Source organism: Microbacterium testaceum, assembly GCF_001476655.1.
Lineage (GTDB): Bacteria > Actinomycetota > Actinomycetes > Actinomycetales > Microbacteriaceae > Microbacterium > Microbacterium testaceum_C.
Genome location: NZ_LDRT01000053.1, coordinates 15,547 through 26,939 on the forward strand (window position 1 = coordinate 15,547; position 11,393 = coordinate 26,939).

Here is an 11,393-nt window from a genome sequence, read left to right on the forward strand (position 1 = left end):
GCATGGCGCGTCTCATCCGCGTCCGCCCGTACGAGGACCCGGGCTATCGTCGTGTCCGATCCGGTTCGGGGTACCGCTTCGTGGATCACACGGGCGCCGCGGTTCCCGAGCGGGAGGCGGAAAGGGCGCGCGGTCTCGTCATCCCTCCTGCATGGCGCGAGGTGTGGATCGCCCGCGAGCCGAACGCCCACATCCAGGCGGTGGGGACCGACGAGGCCGGCCGCCGTCAGTACACGTACCACGCCGACTGGTCGAAGCGGCAGGACAAGGGGAAGTTCGCCCGGGCGCTGCAGCTGGCCGAGGCGCTGCCGCGCGCTCGCGCCCGCGTGACGCAGTCGCTGCGCCGTGGTGACATCGACCGCGAGCGGGTGCTGGCGGTGTCGTTCCGCCTGCTCGACCTCGTCGCGCCGCGTGTCGGCAACGCGCGCTACTTCGTCACGAACGGCAGTCGGGGCCTCACGACCCTCCAGCGGAGGGATGCCACGATCGAGGGCGATCTCATCCGACTGTCGTTCCCGGCGAAGAGCGGCAAGCGCGCCGACCTGCGCGTGCACGACGCCGAATTGGCATCCCTCATCGAAGAACTCGCGCTCGGCCGCTCGCGGGCGGCGCTGCTCAGCTACAAGCGCGGGCGCCGGCGCGTGCCGCTCACGCCGGGTGACGTCAACGCCTACGTGCGCTCGCTCACCGGCGGCCCGTTCAGTGCGAAGGACTTCCGCACGCTCCGCGGAACGATCATGGCGGCGGAGTCGCTCGCGAAGGTGGGGGCCGTCGGGGGCAAGAACGAGCGCAAGAAGGCCGAGGTGGCCGCCGTGCGCGCGACCGCGGAAGCGCTCGGCAACACCCCCGCCGTGGCGCGGTCGAGCTACATCGACCCCCGCGTCTTCTCGCTGTACCGCAAGGGCCGGACGATGGAGCTGGGCGGCTCGAAGGACGCCGCGATCAGGCGGTTGATCCTCGGGGAGTGATCGCATCGACGACGTCGGGCAGTTCCCGGACGGGTACCACGACGACGTCCTGGATCTTCCCGTCCAAGCTCACGCACCCCTCGCGGGCGGACTCGATGTCGGCGAGCGCGACCTTGCCGCGGCGTGGGACCACGAACGCCTCGATGTGGAAGACGTGCCCCTCGTCCCGCACGCGGCTTCCCGCCTCGCGCACCCACGGGAGCTGGCTGAGGTACTGGTCGACTCGGCCGATGAGGGGATGCGGTCGCGCGTCGTCGAAGGTCGTCGCGCGGGCGTCCATCAGGTCGACGACGGCGGCACGCAGATTGCCGACACCGTCGTGGACGATGCTCCCGGCGATGAAGATCGCCGCCGCGGCATCCATCCACCAGAGGCCGACGCCGATACCGAGGACCCCCACGATCGTGCCGACGGAGGTCATCCAGTCGGCCTTGTTCATGTCGGCGTCGGCGTAGAGCACCTTGTCGTGCAGCTCGCGGGCGAGTCCGAGCTTCATCCGGCCGACGATGACCGGCGGAATGCCCGTGACGGCCATCACGGCGATCATCAGCCAGCCGAGCCAGATCGTGACGCCGAACAGGTTCACGGTGCCGATGGTGGGGTGCTCTTCGGTGACCAGGCCGATGCCCGAGTCGATGATGAGGAACGCCCCCATGCCGGTCAGGGCGACCGCGGCCACGAGGTGACCGACGGCGACCGAACGGTGGAACCCGTAGGGGTGGCGCACGGTGGGTCGTCGGCGGGCCATCCGCACCGCGATGAGGAACGCGATCGGGGGAATGAACGAGAGCAGGTCTTCGACCCACGCGGCCTTCATCGCCTGGGAGTTGCCGAGAACGAGAAAGGCCAGGGTGGCGGTCACCGTGAGGAACGCGAGCGTGATCCACTCGAGACGTACCGCTCGGCGCAGGACCTCGGCCTGTCTTTCGGGGAGCTCGGTCCGGCCGAAGCGCACGGTCATCGGCCGACCCCCTCGGTCGCGGCTTCGTCGGTGAGGAAGGTCTCGAGCCGCGAGACGAAAGCGTTCTCGCCGAGCGGGACGAGCATGACGACCCTCGCGGTCGACCCGTCCGCGAGGGTGACCTCGCCGTACGGGCGGGTCATCCCGGCCTTGTCCGTCCAGGGGGTCTCGTCGGTGAGGCCGCCGGCGACGACGTCGAGGTCGCCGTTCTCCAATCCTCGGACGAGCGCCTCCTCGGAACCGACGGTCCAGTCGACCTCGGCATCCAGGGAGTCGGCGAAGGCGATGAGAGCGTCGATCTCGCTGCCGCTCGGGCTGTCGCCGTCGATGCGCACGAAGTCGCCGTTGGGGGTGATGCCGGCGCGCAGGACCCCGCCGTCGACGCGGTCTAGGGTGCCCTGCGGGTCGGCCGGGATCCGGATGCCGCAGCCCGCGAGCAGGAGAACGCTCACGGCCGCGGCGACGACGGCCACGGGTCTCGATCTGGGCATGTCGCCGCCTTCCGTGTGGGGACGCCGGGGATTCTGCTCCGCCCGGGGTTGGGGTGTCGCGGGGGTTGCGCGTGTCGCATCTGTCTCCCTCGCGCTCCGCGCTGGGCCCTTGCGGTCCGTGCTCTGCGCGTCCGGCGTCGTTCCTCGCGTCGCTCGCGCACTGAGTGACCAAAACACCCGGACGCCGAGAAAAATAGTCCGGGTGTTTTGGGCACTCAGGGGGATTTTGAGTGCGCGAGCGGGCGCGCACGCCGCGGGGGAGCGGCGGGATGCCTCGTGCGGCGTAGGGTGGCGCGGTGAGCATGTGGCGTGACGTCGTCCTGGTCGCCGTCGGCGGCGCGATCGGCACCGCCGTGCGCGCGGGCCTCACCCTCGCCCTGGGTGACGACCTCGGTCCCGCCCTCGTCCCACTCATCAACGTCGTCGGGGCGTTCGCGATCGGCATCGTGTTCGGCATCCGGGCCCGGATGCCGGAGTCCTCGCGGGCGCAGCGGGCGCAGCTGTTCCTCGGCACCGGGGTGCTCGGCGGGTTCACGACCTACAGCGCGCTCGCGGTCGAGTCGGCCGACCTGGCGCAGCTGTGGTGGGGTGCCGCGGCGGTGATCGTCGGGACGGCTGCGGCGTGGCTCGGCGTGGTTCTCGGGCGCGGGAGCGTTCGGCCGCGCTGAGGCGGGGGAATGCTTGTCCGCGCGGCGAGAAAATGGTACAAATGTGCAACTTACTCCGCGCGGGACGTCTGCGCGGTGACCTGACCCGGAGGTTCAACGATGACCGCCGCCCCTCACATCGTCACGCTCGGCGCCCACGTGCTCGACACGATCGTGCAGCCCGTCGACGAGATCCCCGACGGGCAGGGATCCCTGCTCGTCGACGAGATCGTCATGTCGGCCGCCGGCCCCGCGGGCGGGACGGCGCTCGTGCTCGCACGACTCGGCGCCCGCGTCGTCACCAGCGGGTCCGTGGGCGACGACGTGACCGGCCGTGTGCTGGTGGGCCTTCTGGCAGACGAGGGGATCGATGTGAAGAACCTCCGCGTCGGCGAGCTCCCGACGTCGGCCTCGGTCTTGCCGATCCGCTCCGACGGGTCGCGTCCCGCTCTCCATGTCGTGGGGGCGAACGCCCTCGCGGCCGACATCGTCCCGTGGGACGAGCTCGCCGCGGCCGATCACGTCCACGTGGGTGCGCCCGAGCTGCTCGGTCCCGAGAACGTCATCGAGATCCTCGACCACGCGCGAGAGCACGGCGCGACCACGTCGCTCGACTTCCTCATCGGCGGTGAGCAGGCGTTCTACGCGCTGATCGAGCCTCTCCTCTCGCACACCGACTACGTGCTCCCCAACGCCGAGCAGGCGCTCGGGTGGACCCAGGCTGCCGACCTGCATGCGGCCGCGCACGCCCTGGCCGCGGCGGGCGCGCGCGTGGTCGCGATCACCGACGGCGGCCGCGACATCGTCCTCGTCGAAGACGGGGAACTGCGCGAGATCCCCATCGTGCCGGCCGAGCCCGTCGACACCAGCGGCGGCGGCGACGCGTTCTCCGCCGGCTTCGTCTTGGCGAAGCTCCGCGGGCGGAGCTCCGTCGACGCGGCGCGCTTCGGTTCGGCCACGGCCGCGCAGGTGGTCGCCGGCGTCGGCACCTCGTACGGCACGTACGACGAGGCATCCATCGACGCCCTGCTGGCGACGGTGCCCCGATGACGGACGCGGGAGCGACCCGGCCTGACGCCGCCGCCGCGCGCCTCCACGTCGCCGCGGTGTGCCGCGCGCTGGCCGCGGACGGACTCGTCAAGGGGACCGCGGGCAATGTCAGCGTCCGCGTGGACGGAGGGATCGCGATCACGGCGACCGGAGTCGTCTTCGCGGACGCGGTCGCCGACGACGTCGTCATCGTCGGCGACGATCGACGCCTCCGGCACGGCATCCTCGCCCCCAGCACGGAGCTCGATCTGCATTTCGCCGCGTACGCCGACGATGCGGTGGGCGCCGTCGTGCACACGCACGCTCCGGCGGCCGTCGCGGTGTCGCTCGTGTCCGACCGCCTGCCCTGCGTGCACTACCAGCAGCTCACCCTGGGCGGCGAGATCGAGGTCGTCCCGTTCTCGGTATTCGGCTCGCGCGCGCTCGCCGACGCGACGGGAGACGCCCTCTCGAGCGCGAACGCGGTCATCCTCGCGCACCACGGTGCCGTGACGACCGGCCGCGACCTCGCCGAGGCCGTCGCGCACACCACGCTGCTGGAATGGGCGTGCGACATCTACCTGCGGGCCCGCGCGGCGGGGGAACCGGCCGAGCTGAGTCCCGCGCAGCAGGCCGACGTCATCGCCGCCGCGGTGGCCACCGGATACGGGTACAAGCACGAGGTGTGAGATGACGTTCGATTCCGTGAGCCCCCTCGACGGACACGTCGTCGGGACCTTCCGCCTCGATGACTATGACGCCGTCCGCGAAGCCGTGGTCCGCGCCCGTCGGGGCGCGCGGGGGTGGCGGGGGCAGGGTTTCCGTGGCCGCCGCCGCGTCCTGGACGCGTGGCGTCGCGACATCGTCCGGCACCTCGATGAACTGATCGCCGTCGTCCGCGCCGAAACGGGCAAACCCGCGGGGGACGCACGGCTCGAGATCATGCTCGCGCTCGACCACCTCGCGTGGGCCGCGGCGCACGCGCACCGCACGCTCCGCCGCCGCCGGGTGCGGGCGGGCCTGCTCATGCTCAACCAGTCCGCGAGTCTCGGATACCTCCCCTACGGGGTGGTCGGGGTCATCGGTCCCTGGAACTACCCCGTGTTCACACCGATGGGCTCCCTCGCCTACGCTCTCGCCGCGGGCAACGCGGTGGTCTTCAAGCCGAGCGAGTACACGCCCGCCGTCGGGCACTGGCTGCGGAGCGCTTTCGTGCGCGCGGGTGGCGACCCCCAGGTCTTCGAGGTCGTCACCGGTCTCGGCGACACGGGTGCCGCCCTGTGCCGCGCGGGTGTCGACAAGATCGCCTTCACCGGCTCGACCGCGACCGGCAAGCGGGTCATGGCCGCGTGCGCCGAGACGCTCACCCCCGTCGTGATCGAGGCCGGCGGCAAGGACGCGCTCCTGGTGGACGCAGATGCCGACATCGAGGCCGCCGCCGACGCGGCGGTGTGGGGCGCGTACTCGAACGCGGGGCAGACCTGCATCGGCATCGAGCGCGTCTACGCCCACACGCTCGTGTACGACCGCGTCGTGAGCGCGATCTCCGAGCGCGTGCGCGAACTCCGCGCCGGCACCGACGATGCGGCGCGCCTCGGCCCGCTCACCATGCCGCGCCAGGCCGACGTCGTGCGCGCGCACGTCGCCGACGCTCTCGCCGCCGGCGGTGCCCTCCGGGAAGGCGCGGTGGTCGGGACCGGGCAGACGATCGCGCCCGTCCTCCTGGTCGACGTGCCCGAGTCGTCGGCGGCGGTGCGCGAAGAGACCTTCGGCCCGACCCTCGTCGTCAACCGCGTGGCATCCATGGACGAAGCCGTCGCGAAGGCGAACGCCGTCCGGTACGGCCTGTCCGGCGCGGTGTTCTCCCGCCGGCGGGGGCGCGCTCTCGCCGAGCGTCTGCGCGGCGGCATGGTCGCGATCAACTCGGTCATCTCGTTCGCCGCGGTGCCCTCGCTGCCGTTCGGCGGGGTCGGCGATTCCGGGTTCGGGCGCATCCACGGCGCCGACGGCCTGCGCGAGTTCGCGTACGCCAAGTCCATCACGCGACAGCGCTTCCGCCTTCTCACCCTCACGACGATGCGGCGCACGCCGCGGGTCGACGCGCTCGTGCAGCGGATCATCCGCCTGCTGTACGGGTGAGCGCGCGCGGAGTCCTCGGGCCGCCAGGGCCCTTCGCGCGCCCCGGGCCTCAGCGCACCGAGCGCACCCGCATGACGGCCACCGCGCCGAGCAGCCCGGTCACGCCGCTCGCGACGAACAGCCCCGGGAAGCCGCCGAAGAGCACCACGGCCCCCGCGCCGAGGAGCGGCCCGAAGGCCTGGGGGCCGGCCATGGCGATGTTCATGATGCCGACGTCCTTGCCGCGCGTCTCGGCCGAGGGGAGCACCTGGGTCGCCAGCGCCTGGTCGACGGCGAAGAAGCACCCCTGCCCGAGCCCGAGCAGCACGGCTCCCACGATCGAGGTGCTCTCGGCGGGAGCGACGGCCAGCAGGAGCGCGGCCAGCGCTTGAGCGACTCCGGATGCCAGGACGAACACGCGGCGTCGGCCCAGCACGTCGCTGAGCTTGCCGAGAGCGATGGAGGCCACGATCGTGACCACCATGTAGATCACCGTCGTGAACACGAGGAACCCGGTGGGGTCGGCGACGCCGAGCGCGAAGGTGAAGAAGTACAGCAGCATCGTGGTCGCGATGGCGTTGCCGAGGTTGATGAGGACGCGACTCGTCACGGTCCAGGCGAAATCCGGGTGCCGGCGCGGATCCACCCAGATGGATGCCAGCACCGACCGCGCCGTGAGCGGCCCCAGGCGGGCGGCATCCGATGCCCTCAGGGGTGCGTCGCGCAGGCGCAGCACGAACGGCACCGCGAGCACCGTCACGCTCACGGCGAGAGCGAGATATCCCGAGGGGATGGTGGTGAACACCGCGGTCACCAGCACAATCCCGAGCAGGATGCCGAGCGCGTTGGGCGCCGAGATCCACCCCGACACCAGCCCGCGCTGGTTCTCGGGCACCTGATCGGCCATTACGGCGGTGAGAGCCGCCGAGGCCATGCAGAACCCGAGCATGACGACGGTCCACATCACGATCGTGCCGACGGTCTCGGTCTGGATGCCGAGGAGCGCGAGGCCGACACCGGACGTGAGCGATCCGCCGAGGATCCAGGGCCGGCGGCGTCCGAACCGTGATCGCGTCCGGTCGCTGAGCGCACCCACGATCGGGTAGGCCACGACGACGAACCCGCCCGCGACCGCGCTGACCAGGCCATAGGAGACGAGCGAGGTGAGCCACTCGTCGGAGGAGTGCTGCGCGGCGATCTGCAGGGGGAGGAGCACCTGCACGGGCACGAGCTGCGCCATCCACAGACCGAGCCACGCTCCGGCGAACGCGGCGATCCAGCCGGCGTGCACCGGCCGCGTGGGTTCGGCGTACACGGCGACCGGGGTCGTCCGGCCGTCCGCCGTCACCGACGCGCTCCATCGGCGCGGGTCGACAGGCGATCGAGCGCCCACGTTCCCGCCGCAGTCACGGCATCCCGCGCGTCCTTCAGCGCCCCGCACGCGTTGAAGAAGCCGTGGATCTGGCCCGCGTGGGTCACGAGCGTCGTGTCCACCCCGGCCTCCCCGAGGCGCTGGGCGTAGGCGATGCCCTCGTCGCGCAGGACGTCGAAGCCCGAGACGGCGACGTACGCCGGGGCGAGCCCGTCGAGGTCGTCGGCGAGCAGGGGGGAGACGAGCGGATCGTCGGCTCGTCCGGTGCTGCCGAGGTAGTGCGCGGCGTACCACGTCATCTGCGCCTCGGTGAGGAAGAACCCGTCGCGGAACAGCTCGTACGACCGGTGACGACGGGAGAGGTCGGTGACCGGGCAGAAGAGGATCTGAAAGGCGGGGGTGCCCGTGGGGTCGTGGCGCGTGATGGTCGAGATGACCGCGGCCAGGTTTCCCCCGGCGCTCTCGCCGCCGACGCCGACGGCATCCGCGGTGCCGCCGAAGCGGTGCGCGTTGTCGCGCGTCCAGCGGAACGCGTCGACGCCGTCGTGGACGGCTGCGGGGAACGGGTTCTCGGGGGCGAGGCGGTAGTCGATCGAGACGACCGTCATCCCGGTTGTCGCAGCGAGCGTCCGGCACGTGGCATCCGCGCTGTCGAGGGAGCCCAGCACCCAGCCGCCGCCATGGAAGTAGACGACCGTTCCGCGCGCCGGGCGGTCCGTTCGGGCGCGGTAGACGCGGGCTGGGACCCGCCCGTCGCGAGTGGGGATCGTGATGTCGACGCGTTCGGCCAGCCGCGTCGAGCTGGCGAAGGTCCAGGCTTCGACCTCGATGTGTGCGCGCGCCTGCGCCAGTGGCATCCGTTCGAAGTGAGCGCCCGGCGAGGCGTTCATGACCCGCAGGGAGGTCTGCACGGTGGGGTGCAGGCGGTGGCCGTCCACTTCGATCGGCGATCCGTTCAGACGGCGCAGGACGCCCTTCGGTACGCGCCCCAGCGCGCGGGCTCCCCAGTGCAGCGCATGGTCTTGCAGGCGGTGACGCACCATTGATCGCACCCTTTCCTCGAACACATCGTCGTGGTCGACTATCGGGTCACTTTATTGCACACGCGTACAAGATTGTGTGTCGAACGTGTGAAATCGCCGGGTGTGGTCGAGATTAGCCGGGCATAAGTAGTACATTTGTGCAAATTACTCGCCGGGCGACGCGGTCTCCCCCAGGGAACTGGTGGCGGCCAGGGTCACGAATCCGACGAGGGTGGCGCGCAGGGCGCGCGCCAAGGACTGGAAGTGGACCACTTCGGAACGGGCGATGCGATGAAGAGCGAATCCATCGATGAGGGCGACGACCGCCGCGGCGGCGTGCGGATCGGTCACGCCGTTGACGCGCAGGACGCTCCCGGCCAGCTCCCTCGTCTCGTCGAGGATGCGTTCGACGTGCGCGCGCAGGGCGGGATGCCGCGAGGCGAAGAGATAGATCTCGAACTGCGCCACGGTGTGCTCGTCGGACTGCTGCCGCACGATCTCGACGAACTCGTCGATCGCGGCGCCCGGCGAACCCGCACCGCTCTCGAGCACGGCGCGAAACTGCTGCAGCCGTGCGAATTCGGCATCCATCGCGTGGGCGACGGCCTCACCGATCATGTCGTCGAGCGAGTCGAAGAAGTACGTGGTGGAGGAGTGCGGCACATCGGCCGCGGCCGCGACCGAGCGGTGCGTGACGCCGGCGATACCGCGCTCGGCGATGATCGCCAGAGTCGCATCCAGCAGCAGCTCCCGACGCGCGCGCCCGCGCGCCCGCATCGATCGGCTCGTCGTCTCGCTCACGGCGTCCCCTTCCACGGCCCGACCGCCCGCGATCGCACCAGAAACGGAGCAAGCCTATGACCGTCACCCCCGAAGCCGTCGATCATGTCACGGCTCCCGACGTCGACGTCGTCGTCGTCGGCGCCGGATTGTCCGGCCTCACCGCTGCCCGCCGCCTCCATCAGCTCGGTCTGCGTGTCGCCGTCTTCGAAGCGTCCTCGCGGGTCGGCGGCCGCGTGAGCTCCACGACCGTGGAGGGTGTTCATGTCGATCTCGGCGGCACTTTCGTCGGGCCCGGCCAGGATCGCATCATCGCGCTCGCCGACGAGGTCGGTGTGCGCCGGTTCCCCACGTACGCCGCGGGCGAGAACGTCATCCGCTGGCGTGGTCAGCACCGACGCTACCGCGGCACGGTGCCGCCGATGGGGGCGAATCTGCTCGACGTCGGTCGCATTCAGCTCTCGCTCGACCGCCTCGCGCGAAGCGTCCCGCGCGGAAACCCGGCCGCCGCCCCGCGCGCGGCCGAACTCGACGCCGACAGCCTCGGATCGTGGCTGCGACGCTCGCGCGCCTCGACGACCGCGCGCGACCTCATCGCGATCGCGAGCCGCACCACCTGGGGGTGCGAGCCCGACGAGGTGTCGCTGCTGCACGCGCTGCACTACATCCATCAGGCGGGAGGGCTCTCGTCGATGCTCGACACCGAAGGCGGCGCGCAGGAGGAGCACTTCGTCGAGGGCTCGCACGAGATCGCCCGGAGAATCGCCGCCGACCTGGGCGAAGCGGTGCGTCTGAACGCTCCCGTGCAGCGGGTCGAGACGACGGAGGGCGGGGTGCTGGTCTCTGCGGGTGACGAACGGGTCGCGGCGGGTGCCGTCGTCGTGGCCGTCCCCCCGGCGCTGCGCTCGCGTATCGCGTTCGCGCCGGCACTTCCCGCGGTGCACGCCCAGATGTCGCAGAGGTGGCCCGCCGGGGTGCTGTCGAAGGCCTACGCGGTCTACGAGACCCCGTTCTGGCGCGAGCGGGATCTCTCCGGTCAGGGGCTCTCCGACACCGGCCCGGTCTTCATCACCTTCGATGCGAGCCCGCCCGAGCGAGGAGGTCCGGGCGTGCTCCTGGGATTCGTGGGCGGTGTCTACGCCCGCGAGTGGGACGCTCTCCCGGCCGAGGAGCGACGCGTGCGCGTGCTGTCGTCGTTCGCCGACCTGTTCGGCGCTCGAGCTTTGGATGCCACCGGGTTCATCGATCAGCGATGGGGCGCCGAGCCCTGGGCCGGGGGCGGTCCGACCGCTGCTCCGGGTCCGGGTGTGGTCGTGCCCTACGCGGGAGCGCTTGCCGCACCGGTCGGACGCGTGATCTGGGCGGGTACCGAGACTGCCGACCGATGGACCGGATTCATGGACGGAGCGGTGCGGGCCGGAGAGCGGGCGGCTCTGCAGGCGCGCGGCTTCGTCGCCTCTTCCTCGCAGGATCACACACGAACGGGAGCGTCCGCATGACGACATGGCGTCGCCAGTACACCCACCTCACCACCGCGTCACCGGAAGCGGTGTGGAAGCGATGGACCACGCCGGAGGACTGGGTCGTGGACGACCCGGACCTGCGGGTCGCCGAGTTCGCCGTCCCGGCGCGCGTCGGCGCCGCCGGGCGCGTGATCAACCACGGCACTCCGGCGCAGACCTTCACGTTCACCGAGCTGCAGCCGGGGGTCGCGATGAACTTCCGGATCCGGCTCCCGGGAGCTGTGCTCTCGCTCCCGCACCACATGCGGCCGACGGCCAACGGCCTGTCGGTCACGCACGGCGTCGAGGTATCCGGCCCTCTCGCGTTCGTCCTCGGCCCCCTGGTGGGGCGCAAGATCGCCGCGGGCCTTCCCGCCGTCGTCCGCCTGGTCACCACGAACGCCCTGGGCGACATGGCGGCCGAGTGAGGTCGTCATGTCGCTGTCGATGACGCTGGCCACGCTCGCTCTCCGACTCACGGCTCGTCCGACGCGTCGGTCCCT

General features: G+C 71.4%; 12 protein-coding genes. 7 read left to right on the forward strand and 5 right to left on the reverse strand.

Going from position 1 to position 11,393, the window contains the following annotated elements:
- The first annotated feature begins 2 nt into the window (after positions 1-2).
- The gene (locus tag NS220_RS09040) at positions 3-968 is read left to right on the forward strand and encodes a DNA topoisomerase IB (protein WP_058623748.1); all 966 of its coding nucleotides are present in this window, start codon (positions 3-5) and stop codon (positions 966-968) included.
- Here the strand turns inward: NS220_RS09040 and NS220_RS09045 are convergent.
- Positions 943-1,929, reverse strand: a complete 987-nt coding sequence (locus tag NS220_RS09045) for a cation diffusion facilitator family transporter (protein WP_058623749.1) — start codon at positions 1,927-1,929, stop codon at positions 943-945. The genes NS220_RS09040 and NS220_RS09045 overlap by 26 nt on opposite strands.
- Positions 1,926-2,420, reverse strand: coding sequence for a transporter substrate-binding domain-containing protein (locus NS220_RS09050; protein WP_058623750.1), 495 nt, complete (start codon positions 2,418-2,420; stop codon positions 1,926-1,928). Before NS220_RS09050 ends, NS220_RS09045 begins: the two co-directional genes overlap by 4 nt.
- Before the next feature lie 302 nt (positions 2,421-2,722).
- Between NS220_RS09050 and NS220_RS09055 the strand changes: the two genes are divergently transcribed.
- The 4 genes from NS220_RS09055 to NS220_RS09070 all read left to right on the forward strand — a co-directional run bounded on the left by NS220_RS09055 (position 2,723) and on the right by NS220_RS09070 (position 6,235).
- The gene (locus tag NS220_RS09055) at positions 2,723-3,088 is read left to right on the forward strand and encodes a fluoride efflux transporter FluC (RefSeq protein WP_058623767.1); all 366 of its coding nucleotides are present in this window, start codon (positions 2,723-2,725) and stop codon (positions 3,086-3,088) included.
- 99 nt (positions 3,089-3,187) lie between these two features.
- Positions 3,188-4,117 carry a carbohydrate kinase family protein gene (locus NS220_RS09060; RefSeq protein WP_058623751.1) on the forward strand — a complete coding sequence of 310 codons (930 nt, stop codon included), beginning with the start codon at positions 3,188-3,190 and terminating at the stop codon, positions 4,115-4,117.
- Positions 4,114-4,785 (forward strand): class II aldolase/adducin family protein, encoded by a 672-nt coding sequence (locus NS220_RS09065; RefSeq protein WP_058623752.1) that lies wholly within the window; start codon positions 4,114-4,116, stop codon positions 4,783-4,785. The genes NS220_RS09060 and NS220_RS09065 overlap by 4 nt, the downstream gene beginning before the upstream one ends.
- A gap of 1 nt (position 4,786) precedes the next feature.
- Complete coding sequence (locus NS220_RS09070) at positions 4,787-6,235, forward strand: aldehyde dehydrogenase family protein (RefSeq protein WP_058623753.1); 1,449 nt, start codon at positions 4,787-4,789, stop codon at positions 6,233-6,235.
- Between the two features lie 49 nt (positions 6,236-6,284).
- Here the strand turns inward: NS220_RS09070 and NS220_RS09075 are convergent, their stop codons facing one another.
- The 3 genes from NS220_RS09075 to NS220_RS09085 form a co-directional block, all read right to left on the reverse strand.
- Positions 6,285-7,562 carry an MFS transporter gene (locus NS220_RS09075; RefSeq protein ID WP_058623754.1) on the reverse strand — a complete coding sequence of 426 codons (1,278 nt, stop codon included), beginning with the start codon at positions 7,560-7,562 and terminating at the stop codon, positions 6,285-6,287.
- Positions 7,559-8,629 (reverse strand): alpha/beta hydrolase, encoded by a 1,071-nt coding sequence (locus NS220_RS09080; RefSeq protein WP_058623755.1) that lies wholly within the window; start codon positions 8,627-8,629, stop codon positions 7,559-7,561. The genes NS220_RS09075 and NS220_RS09080 overlap by 4 nt, the downstream gene beginning before the upstream one ends.
- Positions 8,630-8,773: 144 nt before the next feature.
- Positions 8,774-9,409 carry a TetR/AcrR family transcriptional regulator gene (locus NS220_RS09085; protein WP_206543008.1) on the reverse strand — a complete coding sequence of 212 codons (636 nt, stop codon included), beginning with the start codon at positions 9,407-9,409 and terminating at the stop codon, positions 8,774-8,776.
- Positions 9,410-9,465: 56 nt separating this feature from the next.
- Here NS220_RS09085 and NS220_RS09090 point away from each other — a divergent pair, with 56 nt between their 5' ends.
- A complete protein-coding gene (locus NS220_RS09090; protein ID WP_058623756.1) occupies positions 9,466-10,887 on the forward strand; it encodes a flavin monoamine oxidase family protein in 1,422 nt (473 codons plus the stop codon).
- Positions 10,884-11,318 (forward strand): hypothetical protein, encoded by a 435-nt coding sequence (locus NS220_RS09095; RefSeq protein ID WP_058623757.1) that lies wholly within the window; start codon positions 10,884-10,886, stop codon positions 11,316-11,318. The genes NS220_RS09090 and NS220_RS09095 overlap by 4 nt, the downstream gene beginning before the upstream one ends.
- Positions 11,319-11,393: the final 75 nt, after the last annotated feature.

Excerpts from the sequence above, each read along its gene's own strand:
- NS220_RS09040 (WP_058623748.1), top strand. The coding sequence starts at position 3 with ATGGCGCGTCTCATCCGCGTCCGCCCGTACGAGGACCCGGGCTATCGT.
- NS220_RS09045 (WP_058623749.1), bottom strand. The coding sequence starts at position 1,929 with ATGACCGTGCGCTTCGGCCGGACCGAGCTCCCCGAAAGACAGGCCGAG.
- NS220_RS09050 (WP_058623750.1), bottom strand. The coding sequence starts at position 2,420 with ATGCCCAGATCGAGACCCGTGGCCGTCGTCGCCGCGGCCGTGAGCGTT.
- NS220_RS09055 (WP_058623767.1), top strand. The coding sequence starts at position 2,723 with ATGTGGCGTGACGTCGTCCTGGTCGCCGTCGGCGGCGCGATCGGCACC.
- NS220_RS09060 (WP_058623751.1), top strand. The coding sequence starts at position 3,188 with ATGACCGCCGCCCCTCACATCGTCACGCTCGGCGCCCACGTGCTCGAC.
- NS220_RS09065 (WP_058623752.1), top strand. The coding sequence starts at position 4,114 with ATGACGGACGCGGGAGCGACCCGGCCTGACGCCGCCGCCGCGCGCCTC.
- NS220_RS09070 (WP_058623753.1), top strand. The coding sequence starts at position 4,787 with ATGACGTTCGATTCCGTGAGCCCCCTCGACGGACACGTCGTCGGGACC.
- NS220_RS09080 (WP_058623755.1), bottom strand. The coding sequence starts at position 8,629 with ATGGTGCGTCACCGCCTGCAAGACCATGCGCTGCACTGGGGAGCCCGC.
- NS220_RS09090 (WP_058623756.1), top strand. The coding sequence starts at position 9,466 with ATGACCGTCACCCCCGAAGCCGTCGATCATGTCACGGCTCCCGACGTC.
- NS220_RS09095 (WP_058623757.1), top strand. The coding sequence starts at position 10,884 with ATGACGACATGGCGTCGCCAGTACACCCACCTCACCACCGCGTCACCG.